The sequence below is a fragment of the Rhizobium ruizarguesonis genome (assembly GCF_017357285.1).
Taxonomy (GTDB): domain Bacteria; phylum Pseudomonadota; class Alphaproteobacteria; order Rhizobiales; family Rhizobiaceae; genus Rhizobium; species Rhizobium ruizarguesonis.
Genome location: NZ_CP071678.1, coordinates 2037366 through 2055673, shown reverse-complemented (window position 1 = coordinate 2055673; position 18308 = coordinate 2037366). Strand labels below are relative to the sequence as shown.

Annotated in this window: 14 protein-coding genes and 1 pseudogene; 6 read left to right on the top strand and 9 right to left on the bottom strand. The window is 60.7% G+C overall.

Annotation, left to right across the window (positions count from 1 at the left end; translation table 11 throughout):
* Nucleotides 1-60 precede the first annotated feature (60 nt).
* The 4 genes from J3P73_RS10190 to J3P73_RS10175 are packed head-to-tail and all read right to left on the bottom strand — an operon-like array spanning nucleotide 61 to nucleotide 5022.
* Entirely contained in the window at nucleotides 61-1581 is a 1521-nt protein-coding gene (locus tag J3P73_RS10190; protein ID WP_075224165.1) for an aldehyde dehydrogenase family protein, read from the bottom strand.
* Nucleotides 1581-2360, bottom strand: a complete 780-nt coding sequence (locus J3P73_RS10185; RefSeq protein WP_130690988.1) for an enoyl-CoA hydratase/isomerase family protein — start codon at nucleotides 2358-2360, stop codon at nucleotides 1581-1583. The genes J3P73_RS10190 and J3P73_RS10185 overlap by 1 nt, the downstream gene beginning before the upstream one ends.
* Nucleotides 2353-3966, bottom strand: a complete 1614-nt coding sequence (locus J3P73_RS10180; protein WP_130655221.1) for an acyl CoA:acetate/3-ketoacid CoA transferase — start codon at nucleotides 3964-3966, stop codon at nucleotides 2353-2355. Before J3P73_RS10180 ends, J3P73_RS10185 begins: the two co-directional genes overlap by 8 nt.
* A gap of 9 nt (nucleotides 3967-3975) precedes the next feature.
* Nucleotides 3976-5022 carry a LacI family DNA-binding transcriptional regulator gene (locus tag J3P73_RS10175; RefSeq protein ID WP_207579907.1) on the bottom strand — a complete coding sequence of 349 codons (1047 nt, stop codon included), beginning with the start codon at nucleotides 5020-5022 and terminating at the stop codon, nucleotides 3976-3978.
* Nucleotides 5023-5416: 394 nt separating this feature from the next.
* Between J3P73_RS10175 and J3P73_RS10170 the strand changes: the two genes are divergently transcribed.
* Nucleotides 5417-5821: an Imm6 family immunity protein gene (locus tag J3P73_RS10170; protein WP_018072642.1), complete on the top strand. Its 405-nt coding sequence runs from the start codon at nucleotides 5417-5419 to the stop codon at nucleotides 5819-5821.
* A gap of 66 nt (nucleotides 5822-5887) precedes the next feature.
* Here the strand turns inward: J3P73_RS10170 and J3P73_RS10165 are convergent, their stop codons facing one another.
* Both J3P73_RS10165 and J3P73_RS10160 read right to left on the bottom strand, forming a co-directional pair.
* Complete coding sequence (locus J3P73_RS10165) at nucleotides 5888-7279, bottom strand: amidohydrolase (RefSeq protein ID WP_207579906.1); 1392 nt, start codon at nucleotides 7277-7279, stop codon at nucleotides 5888-5890.
* A complete protein-coding gene (locus J3P73_RS10160; RefSeq protein ID WP_130655219.1) occupies nucleotides 7276-8520 on the bottom strand; it encodes an MFS transporter in 1245 nt (414 codons plus the stop codon). Before J3P73_RS10160 ends, J3P73_RS10165 begins: the two co-directional genes overlap by 4 nt.
* Before the next feature lie 117 nt (nucleotides 8521-8637).
* On the opposite strand from J3P73_RS10160, the gene J3P73_RS10155 reads away from it, so the two are divergent.
* From J3P73_RS10155 to J3P73_RS10145, 3 genes are all read left to right on the top strand, one after another.
* On the top strand, nucleotides 8638-10650 hold the full coding sequence (locus tag J3P73_RS10155) for a helix-turn-helix domain-containing protein (protein WP_207579905.1): 2013 nt from the start codon (nucleotides 8638-8640) through the stop codon (nucleotides 10648-10650).
* A gap of 159 nt (nucleotides 10651-10809) precedes the next feature.
* The gene (locus J3P73_RS10150) at nucleotides 10810-12345 is read left to right on the top strand and encodes a sensor histidine kinase (protein ID WP_130655217.1); all 1536 of its coding nucleotides are present in this window, start codon (nucleotides 10810-10812) and stop codon (nucleotides 12343-12345) included.
* 63 nt (nucleotides 12346-12408) lie between these two features.
* The gene (locus J3P73_RS10145; protein WP_018072637.1) at nucleotides 12409-13026 is read left to right on the top strand and encodes a carboxymuconolactone decarboxylase family protein; all 618 of its coding nucleotides are present in this window, start codon (nucleotides 12409-12411) and stop codon (nucleotides 13024-13026) included.
* A gap of 40 nt (nucleotides 13027-13066) precedes the next feature.
* Here the strand turns inward: J3P73_RS10145 and J3P73_RS10140 are convergent, their stop codons facing one another.
* On the bottom strand, nucleotides 13067-14041 hold the full coding sequence (locus J3P73_RS10140; RefSeq protein ID WP_197726857.1) for an alpha/beta hydrolase: 975 nt from the start codon (nucleotides 14039-14041) through the stop codon (nucleotides 13067-13069).
* 169 nt (nucleotides 14042-14210) lie between these two features.
* The gene (locus J3P73_RS10135) at nucleotides 14211-15098 is read right to left on the bottom strand and encodes a LysR family transcriptional regulator (protein WP_130690996.1); all 888 of its coding nucleotides are present in this window, start codon (nucleotides 15096-15098) and stop codon (nucleotides 14211-14213) included.
* A gap of 126 nt (nucleotides 15099-15224) precedes the next feature.
* Here J3P73_RS10135 and J3P73_RS10130 point away from each other — a divergent pair, with 126 nt between their 5' ends.
* Both J3P73_RS10130 and J3P73_RS10125 read left to right on the top strand, forming a co-directional pair.
* Complete coding sequence (locus J3P73_RS10130; RefSeq protein ID WP_130690998.1) at nucleotides 15225-16076, top strand: oxidoreductase; 852 nt, start codon at nucleotides 15225-15227, stop codon at nucleotides 16074-16076.
* Nucleotides 16077-16230: 154 nt separating this feature from the next.
* A pseudogene (locus J3P73_RS10125) lies at nucleotides 16231-17228 on the top strand (ketopantoate reductase family protein).
* 43 nt (nucleotides 17229-17271) lie between these two features.
* Here J3P73_RS10125 and J3P73_RS10120 read toward each other — a convergent pair.
* Nucleotides 17272-18219, bottom strand: coding sequence for an alpha/beta fold hydrolase (locus J3P73_RS10120; protein ID WP_130655214.1), 948 nt, complete (start codon nucleotides 18217-18219; stop codon nucleotides 17272-17274).
* Nucleotides 18220-18308: the final 89 nt, after the last annotated feature.

The window sequence follows — 18308 nt, the reverse complement described above, 5'->3', positions numbered from 1 at the left end:
GATGCGGGACCCATTCCCGCACCAATCACCCGCCCTCCTCGAGCGTAGTTCGGCTGCCGGCTAAGCCAGCTTTTCCGTCTGCGGCATCCACCAGCTGGTGCGTTTGCCGATATGCATGTTGAGCGTCTTCGTCTCCGTGTAATCTTCGACCGCATGGCGGCCGAGTTCACGGCCGAGGCCGCTTTGCTTGTAACCGCCAAAGGGAAGTTCCGAGGCGCCGTCCATGAAGGTGTTCATCCAGACCGTCCCTGCCCGCACTGAGCGGCCGATCGTCAAGCACGTGTCGAAATCGCGGCTCCAGACACCGGCCGACAGGCCGTAGTCGATGGAATTCGCAATCCTGATCGCTTCGGCCGATGTCTCGAATGTCAGGACCGAAAGCACCGGACCAAAGACCTCCTCGCGCGCCACGGCCATATCGGGGGTGACCTCTTCGAGGATCGTCGGCGACATGAACTGCCCCATGCCGAGATCGAGCGTCTCGCCGCCATGCGCGACCCGGGCACCGCTGCCCCTCGCGCCGGCGACGTATCCTGATATCTTCTCCAAATGCTGCGGCGTGATGATGGCGCCGACCTGCGTCGAAGGATTGAGCGGGTCGCCGACCTTCACCGCCTTCGACAGCTCGGCAATCCGCTTGACGACATCGGAAGCGATTGATTTGTGAAGGATTAGCCGCGAGCCGGCATTGCAGCACTCGCCGGCATTGAAGTATGCGCCGAAGACCGCGGCATCGATGAAGGCATCGAGATCGGCATCCGGAAACACGATCTGCGGGTTCTTCCCGCCCAGTTCCAGCGAGACCTTCTTCAGCGTCTGTGCGGCATTCGACATCGTCAGCTTGCCGACGCCGGTCGAGCCGGTGAAGGACACCATGTCGACGTCGGGATGCGACGTCATGACCGCGCCGACCTCTGGTCCCGTACCGGTGACAATGTTCACGACGCCATCCGGAATGCCTGCCTCCTGCAGGATCTCTCCCAGCACCAGCGTCGATCCTGAGGTCAGTTCCGAGGGCTTGACGACGGTCGTACAGCCAGCGGCCAGGGCGAATGGCAGCTTCTGGCCGACGATCAGGAACGGAAAGTTCCAGGGCGTGATGATCGACACCACGCCGATTGCTTCGCGCAAGACGACGCCGAGCGTGCCGTCGCCGAGCGTGTTATAGCTTTCACCGTGGAGGTCGCGGGCAAGAGCCGCCGCGTAGCGCCATATGTCAACGGAGCCTGCAATTTCTCCCCGCACCTGCGTGATCGGCTTTCCCGCCTCGATCGCATCGAGAAATGCCAGCTCCTCTGCGCGCGCTTCGATCAAATCGGCAGCCTTGAGCAGAATGGCGGAACGTTCGGCAGCGGTCATCCGAGGCCACGGCCCGAGGTCGAAGGCCTTGCGTGCCGCAGCGATCGCACGCTCGGCGTCCTTCTTGCTGCCGGTCGGAAACCGGCTGACCACGACACCATGGCTCGGCGCGACACGCTCGATCGGATCGGAGGCACCAGCCTCCCATTTGCCATCGATGAGCATCTTGAAATCACGCGCTTTGTGGTCGCTGAGCGCGGTGGGGTTGACGAGAACCGTCATTACCATTCTCCCTTGAACGTTGCCGGGCGCTTCTCGCTGAATGATGCGACGCCCTCCTTTAGATCGCCGGTCTTCGCGGCGAGGATCGAGCCCAGGGCTTCGACCGCGGTTCCATTGTCTTCGCCGTTTGCCGGTGCGATCATCAACTTCGCGATCTCGATGGCAGCCGGCCCCCTTGTGGCAATCCGCCCAGCATATTCCCTGGCGGCGGCGAGCGCGTTCCCCGTCGGAACGACTGCGTCCACGATCCCGAGCGTACGCGCCTCTTCGGCAGTGAATATTTCGCCACCCAGGGCCATACGCCGGACCGCCTGCGCCCCGAACCGGCGCACAAGACGCTGCGTCCCGGACCAGCCCGGCACCATTCCAAGACCGGTTTCCGGCAGGCCGATCTTGATGTGCTGCTCGGCGAGGCGAATGTCCGCGACGCCTGCAAGTTCAAGCCCTCCTCCGAGGGCATGGCCGTTCAGAGCCGCGACCAGCGGCATCCGGAGCGTCGCCAGTCTTTCGAAGATGCGATGGCCGTGGCGAACCCAGAGATGACCGAACTCCTGAGGCAACATTCCGCCCCAGGCCTTGATATCGCCGCCGGCGGAAAAGCCCTTTCCTTCGCCTGTCAGAATGGCAGCGCGCACATTGGCGTTGGCCTCCACCTCGTCGGCCGCGTCAGCCAGCGCTTTCAGCATGTCGAGATCGAGCGCGTTCAGCTTCTCCGGACGAGAAATCGTCAGCGTCGCAACATGTCCATCGACGTCAATTCTGACTGTTCCGCTAGCCATCGAAGCTGCCCTCCAGCGTCCGTGCCTCTTTTTCTGGAAGCGACAGGCCGATGTTTGCCTCCGCGAAGAGCGCCGCGTCCATGACCTTCAGGTCGGGCGCTACGACCAGCGGAAACTCCGACTGATCGAGGATGTGGGCCTGGAGATCGACGCCGGGCGCAATCTCGGTGAGGACGACGCCATCGGGCGTCAGTTTCATCACGCACCGCTCGGTGACATAGGTGATCTCCTGCCCCTGCTCGATCGCGCGCCTGCCGCTGAAGGTGACGTGTTCGACCTCGTTCACGAGTTTCTTCAACTTGCCTTCCTTGTCGATGAGAAGAGCTCCATCGGCGACCGAAAGCTTCGCTCCGGCGTTGAACATGCCGGAGAAGACGATCTTCTTCGCCCGCGCCGTGATGTCGACGAAGCCTCCGGCGCCAGCCGTCACATGCGGCCGGAAGGAGAGCTTGGAAACGTTGACCGAACCGTCTTTGCCGATCTCGAGGAAGGACAGCAGCGATGCATCGAAACCTGCACCCTGAAAATAGGTGAACTGATAGGGAGACGGCATGTAGGCGTCCGCGTTCGACGCGCAGCCAAAGGCGAAGTCGAGCAGCGGCACGCCGCCGACCGCGCCTTGCTCGATGACCCAGGTGACCGCGCCGTGGAGCCCTTCCTCCAGCAGAATTCGCGGCACGTTGGCCGATATGCCGAAGCCGAGATTGACGCAGCTTCCCGCTTGAAGTTCCTGCGCGACGCGGCGCGCGATGACTTTCTGAACATTGAATTCCGGAACGCTGAAGCTATCGAGCGGGCAGAAGATCTCCCCGGAAATTGCCGGATCGTATTGCGTCTGCGTCGTCTGCTTCTGCTCCGGATCGACGATCACATAATCGACCAGCATTCCAGGCACCCGGACGTCATGGGGCTTCAGCGAGCCTTCCTTGGTGATCCGCTTGACCTGTGCGATGACGATGCCACCATTGTTGCGTGCGGCAAGCGCCTGATCGAGGCCACCGAGATAGGCGCCTTCATGTTCATATGTCAGGTTGCCGCGCTCGTCGGCGGTGGTGGCCCGGATGATGGCGACTTCAGGCACGATCGAGGGAAAGAACAACCAGTCGTCGCCCTCGAAGCGCACATGCTTGACCACCGGATGCTCCGAAGCCAGGCCGTTCATCGCGCAACCCTGCCGCTCTGGATCGACGAATGTGTCGATGCCGATCTTGGTCAGGACACCCGGCCGCTTCGCGGCGGCCTCGCGATGAATATCGAAGAGAATACCCGAGGGAATATTGTAGGCCGGGATCTCGTTGTTGGTGATCATTTGCCAGATCAGCGGCGGCTCTGATGACGACGGGCCGGACGGATAAGAGCCACCGATGATGCGCTTGAGCAGCCCCTTCTTGGCGATATGGTCGACGCCCTTGATGCCGCTCATGTCGCCGGCGGCGATCGGATGAAGGGTCGTGATATCACGGGGATGGCCGGTCGCATCGAAACGTTCGCCAATCGCCTTCAGCATGAGGTCCGGGCAACCGAGACCGCTCGAGGAAGACACCGTTACAACAGCGCCATCCGGGATCAGCGCGGCTGCTTCGGTCGGGGTGAGATGCTTCTTCATGGGCCTTACTCAGAGTCCTGTTTCAATTTTTACGCTCTTGCGGGCTCCGCAGCTCTCGCGAACAACCAGCCGAACCGCTGTTATCACCGTCTCCGGCTCGGCCTTGCCCGCATTGATCTGCTTGAGAAGCAGTTGGGCGCCGCGGCGCCCGATGCCCTGCGGATCGACCGAGACCGTCGTGAGCGCCGGAACCGCCGCCTGAGCCTCGATGACGTCGTCGAATCCCACGACCGCGAAGTCGGAGCCGGGTTCCAGTCGGCGCGCACGCAATCCGTCGCAAACACCGAAGGCTACGGCATCGTTGAAGCAGACGGCTGCTGAGGGTTTGTCAGCAAGAACGATTGCTTTTCCGATCGCCTCCACCCCGCCGGCTCGCGAAGGCGCCGACGAGATGACAAGTTCTTGGTGATAGTCGAGCCCGGCTGCCTCCATGCCGCTTCGGTAACCGGCAAGGCGGTCGTCGAAGACAGCGGTGTCGGGAAAGCCGCCGAGAAAAGCGATGCGCTTGTGACCGAGCTCCGACAGGTGCTTGACCGCGGACATCATGCCGGCCCGGTTGTCGGAGACGACGGACGAGACCTTGGCACCAGGCAGGTTTCTGACGACGACCACCACCGGAATCCCTGCGGCGACAAGCGGCTTGAAGTCTGCGGCATCGGTGGCGCGCGCCGGCGACACGATGAGCCCCGAAATGCCATGTTCCCGCATCGATGCGACAACCTCGCGCTGCCTGTCGATGCTCTCGCTGGTGTTCGACAGGAACTGCACAAATCCGGCCGACTGAACGACCATATCGACGCCGACCGCCAGTTCCGCGAAGAAGCTGTTCGTCAGGTCGTTCACGACGACCCCGATGATCCTCGATTTGGCACTGGCTTGGCGAAGATTGGCTGCGCCGCGATTGTAGACGTAGCCCAGCTCGCGCATCACCGCATTGACCTTGGAACGCGTCCCCTCATTGACCAGGGAGGAGCCCTGAAGCACCAGCGAAACCGTCGATTTCGAGACGCCTGCGGCCTTCGCAATGTCAATGACGGTTACCCGCGCCTTTGTCACATCTTCCTCCCGGCGCCAACGATCGGCCGATCGCCTTAAATATTTGGAACGTTCCAATTCTGTCAAGTGAAATCCACAAAGGCAGCTGTATGCCAGAGAATTTGCGGCAAATTTCGATATTTGTGGTCGCCGAAATCTTTTCCTAAAAATTGGAACGATCTAAAGTATGATTATAACTGAGAGGCATATGTCGATTTTTTCGACCTGCAAAATCGTGCCTGGCGCACCACCGACAAATGCGTTGGCAGCAAAAATGTAGCGGATTCAGGCTCGCCCGGTATTTCCGTCGAAGCGATCAATGCGACGCAATCGATGGACCTTCTGGCAAAAGCAGGAAGGGCCTCTATTCTGTGTTGATAGACGTTGTGACAAGCCCAGCGGAGACCATGGTGACATGAAATTGCGCGCCGAGCTGACCGTTCTGCCGCCACGCGAACAGGCGCGGCGCTTGGCAGCCATCGCCGCGTCTTTGGTCGCACAAATCGAGCGCACCGAACCTCACGCGCCCGAAGCCAAAGCCGCCTTAGCGGCAATCCGCAATTGGGGTAATGGCGGACGCCTGACTGGCCGAGACTTCTCCGATCTTATCTACAGCGACGATGAGCGCGGGACGCTTCGTCGGCTCTCCGAGGTCGTGGGAAAGCCCAGCGAAGACGGCTGGAACGCGCTGACGACAGCAACCATGTACGTCGCCTGGCTTGTTTACCAGGAGACCGGCGAGCCCATGCCGAGTGACGTCAACGAAGTCGAAGAGGACAGCCTTGACCTTCTAGACGAGCAATTGGCCAAACTCGGCTGAAGTCCCCTCGCCGCTCGCCGTTCCTCGCCGTAACTATTCCATGGCTCACATAACCGTCCGCATTGCCTAGCGGACCTTCATCGGTTTCGTCTCGAGCGGAATGAGAGGCTTGTAAGAAGCGCCGCCGAGTTCCCTGACGTGCTCCTGCTTCGCCCGGCCGATCAACTCGCTGTCCTGGAGACACCTGGCGGCGGCGGCGGCCATCACCTTGCCGGCCTGGAGCATTCCCTTATGGGCATAGGAGGTCTTTCCCTGCGCAACCATCTGCCAGCTATGTGGAGGTGTTCCGTAGGCTGATGTCGCCATATAGACCTGTCCGGTGGGAACGATCCAGCTGACGTCGCCGACGTCGGTCGAACCGTGCAGAAACGTCGGCTTTTCTACGAGTTCGTTGACATGTCCGGAGAGGATCGTCCCGCGCTTCTCGATGCGGGCTTGAACGTCCCTCGGAAAAGTCCTCTGGATCTCCGCCGCGAACTCTTTCTCGCTGTTCGAGAAGGACGCTCCGCCGATCTTGTCGAGCTCCTGGTGAATCATACCTGCCAACGTGGCGTTCGGTATGAGGTCGGCGGAGGCTGCATCGAAGGTGATTTCGACCTCCGTTCCCGTCATCAGAGCCGCTCCGCGAGCCACGTCCGTGACCCGTTCGGTGATGTCCCGCACCTGATCCATCAGCGGCGCGCGGACCTTGTAGAGTACTTCGGCCTGCGACTGCACAACATTGGGCGCTTTTCCGCCGGTATCCGTTATCGCATAGTGAATTCTGCCGTCTTGGACGATGTGCTCGCGCAGGAAATTTGCCCCGACATTCATCAGCTCGACTGCATCGAGCGCGCTGCGCCCGAGATGGGGCTCGAAGCCCGCATGTGCACTCACACCACGGAAAGTGAAATAGACCTGGTTCGTCGCCAGCATTCTTGCATGGTAGGCGAGGTTCTCATCCCACGGGTGCCATGTGAAGGCGACGTCGACGCCATCGAACAATCCCTCGCGGGCCATGAAGGCCTTTCCGCCGCCGCCTTCTTCGGCAGGACAGCCGTAGAAGCGGACCGTACCGGCAAGCCCGAGCTCGTCCTTGCAGGCTTTAAGCGCCAAGGCGGCGGCGAGCGAACCGACACCCAGCAGATTATGTCCGCATCCATGGCCGTTACCGCCGGGGACGACGGGCTTGTATCCTGCGACGTCGCCCTCCTGGCTGAGATTGGGAAGCGCATCGAACTCGCCCAGGACCGCCACGACGGGCTGTCCCTTACCGTAGCTTGCGACGAAAGCCGTCTCGATTCCTCCGGCCCGACGCTCGACAGCGAATCCCTCCGCTTCGAGAAGGTCGGCCAGGAGTGCTGCCGACTTATACTCTTCATATCGGATTTCGGCGAAGGACCAGATTTCATTGGCTGCCGACCGCAGCCCTTCCGCCTTGTCGGCGACAACACGCTCGATGATGTCGATATATGTCATTTCACGAGTCCTGGAATTGGTTGATCTGCGACCAGTTCGTCCGTGCTTCCGGTCGGAAGCGTCGCCGCCACGGCGAGGGTCACGACAGCGCAGCCGATGATCGCCAGGAAGGCCGTCTGATAGTTTTGATCCGTAGCGTGGAGGATGGCGCCGATCGCTGTCGGCGAGGCGAACGATCCGATCTGGGCCAGGGAATTGATCAGGCCCGTGGCTGTCCCCACCGAATGACTGGGGTAGTGCTTCATGATCGTCACGAACACGCTGATCGAGATCGCGTTCAGGAACACGTTTGAAACCGTCAAATAGAAGAAGGCCAGCGGAATGGATGTGGTGTAGGCCATCAGATAGATGAACACTGCCGACACCAGGGCGCCGATGCAGATGACGTATTTCTCCTTCTTGTGGAAATAGCGGTCGAGCAGCCAGCCGGAGAAGAGGAAAGACAGGAAACCAACGGCCGGCGGGATTGCCGAGTATGCGCCCATCGACATCATGCTCATGCCCTTGACCTTCACCCAATAGGACGGGAGCCAGGACTGGAGACCCCAAAACACGATGTTCGTGAAGAAGTAGCAGAGGGCGATCTTCCAGGTCAGCGAATTCTTGAGCAGAGCCGTGATCCGGGCTTTTTCCGACTTTGTCGCCTTCGGCCCGGCGGATACTGGAGCAGTGCGGACCATTGGTTTCATGACCAGATAAAGCAGGATTGAAAGAACCAGTCCGATCAGGCCGAGGGTGACGAACATGACACGCCAGTTGAAGTAGGCGATCAATGCCGTGGTGACCAGCGAGCCTACGGCGAAGCCGACAGAGGCTCCCGACTGAATGACCGATTTCGGTCTCGCCATGCTCTCCTTTTTGAAGTTGTCGGTTATGGCGACGGAGCTTCCCGCCGGGAAGACAGCCTCGCCCATGCCGACCAGAGCGCGTGACACGGCCAGCCCCATGGCGGAGCCGACCGCGCCGCATGCGATCGTGCCGAGCGACCAGATGCCGACTGCCGAGGTCAAGACCGAGCGGGTTCCCAGCCGATCGACAAGATATCCGCCGACGAGCTGCGTCAGAGAGTAAGCGAGAAAGAATGCGCTGATGATCATCCCGGACTGTTCGGAGGTCAGGTGGAACTCGTCGACGATCGGAATGATGGCGATGTTGATCGCGGTCTTGTCGAGGAAGCCGACGACCCAGCAGATGAACAGCATCGCGACAATGATGTGCCTGCGCTTGATTTGACTAAGCATGGAATGCTCCCCTTTTGAGCGTTTATAAAACATGCTTAATATGTGAGCAGCCGTTTTTGGATGTTGAAACACACATCATATTCAGTTTATTTGTGTGAAAAGACACAGGGTTGCCACATGACGATCATGGACGAAATCGAGAGTTCGCTTTTGCTTTTGTCGAGCCGACCGCTCGTAAGCTGGCGGCGAGCTTCGGGTCGACCGACGATTCCGGACACCGACGCGTCGGAACCTACGATCACCTTCAGCCACCGCCGCGACGAGGACGATGCCATATTGACCGCCGATATTTCCTATTTTGCAGGCGCCGTCTGCGAGGTGCGGATTCCCGGCGCCCACTATGAAACCGTCTTCGCCCGCCTACAGAAGATAGTGCTTAGCGCAGTCATCCGCTTTCAGAACCGCGCGGTTCGGGCCATGAATGCCATCAATCGCAATGTCCTCGATTCTCTCGATCCGAACGAGATCAACGTCAACGCGATCGAACAGACGCTGAGTGTGATAGCCGAGAGCGACGCGGGCGTACTCAGACTTTACGACGAGGCGTCGGGTCTGCTCATTCCGGTATCGCAGGTCGGTTTCGACGACGATTATTACAATTATCGCGTCACGCCTCAAGAATCGATCGCCGGCAGCGTGTTCTCGACCGGAACACCCGTCCTGCTGAACTCGCCGGAAGATATCAGAGATGCTCATGCAAACTTGCGTGCGCCAAACGTTCGCTTCCTGTCCGAACAGGGTATCTCACATAGCCTTATCTGCGTTCCCATCAAGACGGACACGACGACGCTGGGAACGCTGACGGTCATGTCGTTTCGGCCGGGGTCCGCCTATGGTGAATTCAGTGTCAGCCTGCTTGAAGCCGTGGCGACGCAGCTCGCCATCGCCTATAGGAAGTCGCAGGCCTACGAGCTGGCCGTCCGGTCGAATGAAAGTATCAACCGGATGCGGCTGGAGATCGAAAGGCGCAACGCGGAGCTAGCGCGCTCGCTTTCGGCCCACGACGACATCCTCTCCATCTTTACGCGCCACCGGCCACTTGGCGAACATCTCGAGGAGATCGCGACGCATTACGGCATCGACTTCCACTACGCCGATATTTTTGGAACGACGTTCGTGTCCAGGGCATGGAAAGAGCCGAAGGCCACGGAGGACATGCCGGTCGGGCTCTTCGACGGTAGCCTATCACAGAGAGAGGACCTATCCGTGCAGCCCGTCCGTGTCGCCGACGACGTCGTCGGAAGCTTTCATTTCGAGCGCGGTGACAATGCAAGCTATTCTGCTGCGATCCTGGGCGTGGTGTCCGCTTTCGTAGCGCTCGAAATTGTCCGCAGCGCGTCACAGGACGACATCCTCAACAGTAAGAGACGGAAGCACTTCGAGGCCTTGGGAAGGGATGATCTCGTCACCTCGGGTGGAGCCGTCCGGTTCGGCTTTCAGATCAAGAAATATTGCCAGATCATCTTTGTCAGGCATGAGCAGGAGAGCGCCCAGAACCAGAGCCTGTTCCTGCAGAGAACGCTTCAGCAGGCGTTGAGGGCGGCGACGATCCAGAACCAATTGTCGTTCTATACGGACGAAGGCGTCTTCCTGCTGTTCTGCGCTGCCACCGAGGAAGCCCTGCGGAAGAATCTGGAACCCATCGGAGACAAGGCAGTTGCGGAAGGATGGCGGTGCGGGGCAAGCCTGATGCAAAGCGCGCCCCATCGTTATCCCGAAGCGGCCAATCAGGCTGTCGAGGCCGCCCATCTCATGAGCATGAGACATCGTGCGGGCATTCTTGTGCACAGCGAGACCGGCATCGACAGACTGCTGCGCAAGCAATCCGCTGCCGATATCCTCGAATTTGCAGATCAGATACTTGCTCCAATCGAGAAAGAGGCGAATGGCGACGCCCTTCTGAGGACGCTGGAAATCTACATCGAGAGCGGGAAATCGGCTTCCAAGGCAGCGGCCTCCCTCGGCATACACACCAACACCCTCTATCAAAGGCTGCAGCGGGCGCAGCATTTGATGGGCAAGGACATCGACAACAAGGACGACTATCTGCTGCTCAGCCTGGCATTCCATCTGAAGTCGACATACGGCTCGCAGCAGCCTGCCGGCAGAAGCAAAGCAGCTTCCGCTTGAACGCTGGTTCGCCTATCGCAAACGACAGAAGAATTCCGGACCAGGCGTGTGCTCCAGGTTTCCGTCGAGGAAGTCCCGGCAATAGACATTAGCGAAACTTTATCGTTTCTGACGAATGCTACGGATACGTGCAACGCGCCAGATCTGAAGCAGGGCCGGATGATGCCACACTCGTTTGAATCCATTCTGGAGAGCCTGCCTCAGGGCATCGTTCTGCTTGATCCTGCCGGTACGGTGACGGCTTTCAATTCCCGCACGCTTGATATTCTCGGCCTTCCGCAAGGAGCCATCCGCAAAGGCATGAATATCGACGGATTGCCGGGCACCGCAGACTGCCGTGCAGTGGCATCCCGGCGGGCGATGGCCGGTGGACAGCCCACGTCTCAGTTTGCCCTTTCCGATGGAGGGATGGTCTCATTGACCTGCGCCCCATCGAGGGATGGAGGCTGGATCCTCAGTTACGAAGACATCTCGACCCTCATTCGGGTCGAAGACAGCCTGACCGAACAACATCGCCGGTTCGACGCAGCCCTCAGCAACATGCCACATGGGCTGTGCATGTTCGATTCGACCAAGAACCTGATATTGTGCAACGCCTCCTACGCGCGGATGTACAATCTGCCGGACCTTCTGACGCAACCGGGAACGCCGCTTGTGGATATCCTGGCCTATCGCAGCCGGGAGGGAAATGGCCCCGCCGATACCACGACCTATTTTGACGTGGTCTTTGAAGCGACAGTCCGTGGTGCGCCGGCCAGCCAGAACATCGTCCTGGCCGATGGGCGCGTTATCAAGATCACTCACAATCCGATGCAAAACGGTGGATACGTGGCCACCCATGAGGACGTCACCAAGACCGTCCGGCTGGCGGAAGAGCTGCGCCGGCATCACGATCAGCTCGAAGCGACGGTTAAGAGCCGCACGGCGGAAGTCGAGCGGCAGGCGCTGGAACTCGAGCGCATGCTGGCGCAGGAGCGGAACATCAACGAATTGCAGCGGCAATTCGTGGCGATGGCATCGCATGAATTCAGGACGCCGCTTGCAATCATCGACGCTGCAGCCCAGCGGCTGCTGCGAAAGAGGGGGCCGTTAGAGCCCGAATTTCTCAGCGACAAGGTCGATCAAATCCGCGCATCGGTGAACCGGATCGTCGATCTCATGGAGTGCATCCTGTCAGCCGGACGCCTCGATACCGGCAAGATCGATATCAGCTACGACGCCTGCACATTGAGATCATTGATAAAAACCTGTTGCGAGCGGCAGTCGACGATCGCAAAGTCGCACAGCTTCGTCTTGAATATCGATGAGCTGCCGGAGTTCATCGATGGCGATCCCCGCACTTTGACACAGGTCTTTACCAACCTGCTTTCCAATGCCGTCAAGTACGCGCCCGGAACCTCCGAAATTCGCGTTACGGCATGGACAGAGACGGGAAACGTCAAAGTTTCGATCAGCGATGATGGAGTGGGGATCGATGCCGAAGACGTGCCCCGGCTGTTCCAGCGCTACTTTCGTGCCCGGACGTCGACCGGGATTGCCGGAACGGGTATCGGCCTCAACCTGGTGAAGCAGATCGTTGAACTGCATAGCGGCTCGATAGAGGTTCGAAGCGCAAGAGGATGCGGATCGACGTTTACCGTAACCCTTCCCATCAAGAGAAGTGGTAACGCTTCTGCGAGCAGTGATGCTGCCTGATATTTCAGGATTGCTGTCCTGCATATCTACCCTATCCTTCTCACAATAGAGGAGGATCATGCCATGGCTTTCATTCACACCCCCAATGCATCCGCCAGCGAGAAGACGACGTCGATGTATGCGTCGGCCGAGGCGAATTATGGTTATCTGCCGAACATGTACCGGGCCTTCGGCCATCGGCCGGAGGTGATGGAGAGCTGGGCGGCGCTGCTTTCGAGCATTCGCGGCCATATGAGCTTGCGGCGCTACGAACTGGTGACGCTGGCGGCGGCCAAGGAGCTCAAATCCTCGTATTGCATGCTGGCGCACGGCTCGGTGCTGCTGCGCGAGGGTTTCACCAGCGACGGGCTGACGGCTGTCGTCAACGAGACGGAGAAGGCGCCGATCGATGCCGGCGAACGCGCGATCATGGCCTTTGCCGCCAAGGTGGCGCGCGATGCGACATCGGTGACGCAGCAGGATATAGACGGGCTAAAGAAACACGGGCTGAGCGATGCCGATGTCTTCGACGTCACGGCGGCGGCAGCGGCCCGGTGTTTCTTCTCGAAAATGCTGGATGCGCTGGGTGCTGCGCCCGACCACGCCTATATCGAGCGGCTGGAGCCGAATGTGCGAAAGACGCTCAGTGTCGGCCGAGAGGTCGAGCGGCCTCTGGCGCCGTCACCGTCTCGCGCGCAATGATGCGATGACGGAGGCGCCAGGACGCCTGGTCTTGCGGCCCCTATTCCTGCGGTTTGTCGGCAAAATGCCGGATCGCAAACTCGGCGATATTCTGGCTCGACCGATCGGCATCGTCGAGCAGCGAGGGAAACAGCTGCCACTGATGGGGCATGCCCGGCCAGACCTCGGTGGTAACATCCACCCCCGCCTGGCGCGCCTTGTCGGCAAGCCGTAGCGTGTCGTCCAGCAGGACCTCACCGGAGCCGACCTGCAGCAGCAGCGGCGGAAAGCCGGTCATGTCGGCATAGAGCGGTGATGCCTGGGGATCGGTCGGAGACCGGCTGCGGAGATAAGTCTTGCGCAGCGTCTCGATCTCAGCCTTGCCGAGCAGTGGGTCGTTTCCGGCATTTGATGTCATCGAGCCGCCCGTCGCGGCAAGATCGGTGATGGGGCTCAGGGCAATTACGGCCGCCGGCAGCGGTTTCGCCGCCTGCATCTGCCGCAGCACCGTCTCGATCGCGATATTGCCGCCGGCGCCATCTCCGGCGACGATGATGTTCTCGTCGCGATAGCCGTTGTCGAGAAGCCAACGATAGGCCGTCAGCGCGTCGTTGATCTGCGCGGGATAAGCATATTCGGGCATCAGCCGATATTCGACGAGAAGAACGTCGCTGGACGCGGCCTTGGCGAGAGATCCCGCGAGCAGGCTGTGCGTGCGGATCGAGCCGCTGGAAAAGCCGCCGCCATGAATATAGAGGATCACCCTTTGGCCGATCGGGTGATGAAGACGCGCGGGCCACATCAACTCGGCATCGACGCCGTCGGCATCGACCTGCCGAACCTGGATGCGCGTCGGCCCCGGCGTCGTCTCCATCAGCGTCCTGAAGGCTGTCCGCCGCTGCTGCAGGCTATCGGCACCGGCAAAGTGATCTTTCCACAGGCCGATGAATTTTTCGACCTGCTGGCGCGAGATTTGGCTTTGCGGTCCGATGTCCTGCCCGACCGCCGCCGAGGCGAGCAGCAACAGCGCAGCCAATGCGGGAAATAGACCGCTGGGCCGCTTTGGTCCCCTTCGATTGGCAGTTGGCAAAATCTGATAGTTCATCAACCTCTCCCGATGATGCGGGCCATGACGGCCATGCCAGCATCTTTGGCCAGTTCAGGCGTCGGAGTCAAAAGGGTGACGGATGCGAATCCCGACCTTTTTACTCGGCTCTCATCGCGTCGATGACCGCCCTGAAACCCGCCGACATGTGGCGACGGCTCGGATAGTAGAGATAGAGCGGCTCCTCCGGCTGGCACCAGTCGTCCAGCACCTTAATCAGCTCGCCACTGGCGATCGCCTTCTCCACGCGCGGCTCCCAGATATAGGCAAGGCCGACGCCGCCGAGTGCTGCCTGCATCATCAGCTCGTGGTCGTCGAGCGACAGCGGTCCGCTCGGCTGAAAGCTCACCGTCTGGCCATCCTTCTCGAATTCCCAGGCATAGCGCGCACCTGACGGAAACATGTTCTGGATGCAGAGATGGCGCTTGAGTTCGTGGGGTGTCGCCGGCTTCGGCCGGGTCTCGAAATAGGCGGGCGAACCGACGACGACCAAGCGGATGCGCGGCTTGATGCGTAGCGCGATCATGCCCTCGGTGACGCGCTCGCCGAAGCGGATGCCGGCATCGAAGCCCTCCTCGACGATATCGACCAGCCTGTCGGTCGCGTTGATCTCAAGCTGCAAATGGGGATTGCTTTTGAGCAACGGGCCGATGATGCGGCCGATGACGAAGGGGCCGATCGAGTTCGGCACATTGATCCTCACCTTGCCGAACGGCGTGTCGCGGTAGCGGTTCAGAGCATCGAGCGCTGCTGCCATCTCGCCGAAGGCCGGATCGAGATGCGAGATCAAGAGTTCGCCGGCCTCGGTCAGCGAAACGCTGCGCGTCGTACGGTTGAGCAGGCGAATACCGATCCGGTCTTCGAGATTGAGCACGGCATGACTGATTGCGGAAGCGGTGACGCCCCGCTCCTCACCCGCCTTGCGAAAGCTCTTATGCCGCGCGACAGCCGCGAAGGCCGCAAGTTCGGACAGTTCGGTGGCTCGCATTGCTGAAATTCACTCATCATAGTTTCAAGAATAACAAATCTTATACAGCAACAGATTTTCGGTCAAATTCAACCCGTCAGCACAGAGATGCGACGCCAACCGAACAGCTATCGAGAGGAATTCGTCATGAAAGTCTGGTTCATCACTGGTACATCCCGCGGCTTCGGCGCGCTGATGACCAAGGAAGCCCTTGCATCAGGCGATGCCGTCATCGCCACCGCCCGCAACCCGAAGACCGTGGCCGAGCAGTTCGGTGATCATCCGAACCTGCTTGCCGTCGCCCTCGACGTCACCAACGAGACGCAGGCGAAAGAGGCTGCGGCTGCCGGCATCGCCCGCTTCGGCCGCATCGATGTTCTCGCCAACAATGCCGGCTACGGCCTGCTCGGCGCTGTCGAGGAAGCCACTGCCGAAGAGATCGAAAGGCTCTATGCCACGAACGTCTTCGGACTCCTGAAGGTGACGCGCGCCGTCCTGCCCTATATGCGCCGCCAGCGCTCCGGCCACATCCTGAACTTTTCCTCGATCGGCGGTTACTTCGGCTATCCCGGCTGGGGCGTCTACGGCTCGACGAAGTTCGCTGTCGAAGGCTTGTCCGAATCGATGGCCGCCGAACTCGAACCTTTCGGCATCAAGGTGACGATCGTCGAGCCCGGCTTCTTCCGCACCGACTTCCTCGCCGACACGTCGCTGGCGATCAGCCCGGCCTCCATCGCAGATTACGAAGGCACGCCGGCCGGCAACATGCGCAGTTTCGCCGCCGACGCCAACCATGCCCAGCCCGGTAATCCCGCGAGACTCGCCACCGGCATCATGACGATGGTCAACTCGGCCAATCCGCCGCTGCGGATGCCGTTCGGCAGCGACACGGTGGCCGTCATCGAGCAGCAGCATGCCGGCGTCGAAAAGGAACTTGCCGCCTGGCGCCAGCTCGCGCTGTCCACGGATTTTCCGAGCGATGCAACGACCTCGGCCTGAAGACCGGGCATTGTCCGCCGTATCCCAGATCTCGGGGATGCGGCGGGCAGCGCCGCTGTGACCGCAGGAAAGCGCATCATGCGGCAAATTAGCATTCGCCTCACGCCTGGAATGACCTAGATCTAGGTTCGATCACCACCATGAAGAGGCGAGCATGTCCATCAAGTCCATCTGCATCTATGGCGCCGGGGCACTCGGCGGCGCTATCGCCGCCAAGCTTGCAAGCCAAGCCAGAAACGACGCCACCATCTCCGTCGTCGCGCGTGGAGCCCATCTCGACGCCATCCGCGACAACGGTCTCAGCCTGCGCGAAGCCGATGCGGATAGGCCAATCAACGTCCGCCTGACTGCGACCGACGATCCCAGCACATTGCCGCCACAGGATCTCGTCATCACCGGCCTCAAGGGGCATCAGCTGGCGCCTGCCGCCGAAGGCATTGCAGGCCTCCTCAAGGAGGGCACCCGCGTCGCCTTAACGGCATTCCGTGGTGGTATTTTCACCGCGATACCCAAAGCCGGCATGCCGAACTGCAGTTCGACGAACTCGATCCCGGCGGCAGGCTCTGGCGGCTGATCGGGCCGGAACGCGTCATCGGCTGCGTCGCTTATCAAGGCGCAGAGGTGATCAATCCCGGCGAGATCCAGCTTGCCAACAACGGCCGCTTCGTGCTCGGCGAGCCCTCGGGCGAGATCTCGCCCGATCTCGAGGCGATCGCCGCGGTGCTGACCGACGCCGGCCTCAACATCACGACGACGCCTGTTATCCGCGACGAGATCTGGAGCAAGCTGATGGGCAATACCGCCTTCAACCCGATCAGTGCGCTGACCAGGGCGCTGATGACCGACATCATGGCAGATCCAGCACTTTCGACCACAGTCGGCAAGGTGATGAACGAGGTCCGCGCCGTCGGCGAGGCCTTGGGCGCGCGTTTCAGCATGACCGTCGAGCAGCGGCTCGAACAATCGCGCCATATCGGCGCCGTGCGCACGTCGATGCTGCAGGATCTGATCGGCGGCAAGGCGCTCGAAATCACGCCGCTGGTCGGCATGGTGGTGGCGCTCGGACGCCTGAGTGCCGTGCCGACGCCGGTCTCGGAAACGATCCTGGCGCTGGTGACGCAATTGGATCGGGAGAACCAGCGCGGCAGCTGACCGCAGAGGGAAAGGCGGCCGGGAAAGCCCGGCCGCCTTTCCCTTACTTTCCGACCTGCTCGGCCCAGTTCGGCGCCTTGCCGCCACCATCGAGGAAGGTCATTGCCATATTCGCCATAAGGGGCGAAGCGAAAGTCTCGTAATGGGTGAGATCAGGCAGGATCGCCAGCCGGTTCTTCGACATGTTCTCCCGCATCCAGCCCGCATCGCGCAGACCGCCGCCGAGCTTGTGGTAGAAGTCGATCATATGCTCGGGCCGGATCATGTCGGCATCGCCATAGATCAGCATGACCGGCATGGTGAGCTTGGCGACGGCATCGCTATAGTCGATAGGTTCGCGCATCAGCGCGCCCATGGCGTCGAGCAGCTTCGGAAACTCCGAAACGTCGGGCGCCACCGCCTTATAGGAGAGGAACATCGGCGTGTCCTTCATCATGTCAGCCATACCGGCGCCGACGGCCGCCTGCTGCGGCAGCATCTCCGGGAAGAAGCCGTTCTGCGCATAGGGCGCCGACAGTATCACCAGCCGGCGCACCCGGTCGGGCGCGTTCGCCGCCATGTTCAGCGCCACCCCGCCGCCGAAGGAATAACCGAAGACATCGACCCTGTCGTAACCGAGTTGCTTCACCAGGATCGCGAGATCGGCGCCGATGGCCGGAAGCTCGATCGGCCGCTTGCCCAGCGGCGTGCGGCCATGGCCCTGCAGATCGACGGCGATCACCTGCCGGTGGTCGGTGAAAACAGGCATGACCGGCGCGAACATCTCGATCTGCCCGAGGCCGCCGTGAAGCAGCAGCAGCGGTTCGCCCTCTCCACGGATCTCGTAGTAGTAATCGATGCCGTTGACCGGCAGACTTCCCTTTCTGACAATCGGCGCTGCAGCCTTCTTCTCCTCAATAACAGGCGTGCTGCCGTCGGCGCCTGATATATCGGGCGCTGCCAGGAATGCGGCAGCCGTTGCGATCATCGAAATCAGCGTCATCTTCGACATGTCCTTGCTCCGTGTTTGCGTCGATACCGCAAGGACGGCGGCGCTCCTGTCTTTCCGACATCACGCTTCGAGATTTCTCGCATCGGCCT

Excerpts from the sequence above, each read along its gene's own strand:
- J3P73_RS10190 (WP_075224165.1), bottom strand. The coding sequence starts at position 1,581 with ATGACGGTTCTCGTCAACCCCACCGCGCTCAGCGACCACAAAGCGCGT.
- J3P73_RS10185 (WP_130690988.1), bottom strand. The coding sequence starts at position 2,360 with ATGGCTAGCGGAACAGTCAGAATTGACGTCGATGGACATGTTGCGACG.
- J3P73_RS10180 (WP_130655221.1), bottom strand. The coding sequence starts at position 3,966 with ATGAAGAAGCATCTCACCCCGACCGAAGCAGCCGCGCTGATCCCGGAT.
- J3P73_RS10170 (WP_018072642.1), top strand. The coding sequence starts at position 5,417 with ATGAAATTGCGCGCCGAGCTGACCGTTCTGCCGCCACGCGAACAGGCG.
- J3P73_RS10165 (WP_207579906.1), bottom strand. The coding sequence starts at position 7,279 with ATGACATATATCGACATCATCGAGCGTGTTGTCGCCGACAAGGCGGAA.
- J3P73_RS10160 (WP_130655219.1), bottom strand. The coding sequence starts at position 8,520 with ATGCTTAGTCAAATCAAGCGCAGGCACATCATTGTCGCGATGCTGTTC.
- J3P73_RS10155 (WP_207579905.1), top strand. The coding sequence starts at position 8,638 with ATGACGATCATGGACGAAATCGAGAGTTCGCTTTTGCTTTTGTCGAGC.
- J3P73_RS10150 (WP_130655217.1), top strand. The coding sequence starts at position 10,810 with ATGATGCCACACTCGTTTGAATCCATTCTGGAGAGCCTGCCTCAGGGC.
- J3P73_RS10145 (WP_018072637.1), top strand. The coding sequence starts at position 12,409 with ATGGCTTTCATTCACACCCCCAATGCATCCGCCAGCGAGAAGACGACG.
- J3P73_RS10135 (WP_130690996.1), bottom strand. The coding sequence starts at position 15,098 with ATGCGAGCCACCGAACTGTCCGAACTTGCGGCCTTCGCGGCTGTCGCG.
- J3P73_RS10130 (WP_130690998.1), top strand. The coding sequence starts at position 15,225 with ATGAAAGTCTGGTTCATCACTGGTACATCCCGCGGCTTCGGCGCGCTG.
- J3P73_RS10120 (WP_130655214.1), bottom strand. The coding sequence starts at position 18,219 with ATGTCGAAGATGACGCTGATTTCGATGATCGCAACGGCTGCCGCATTC.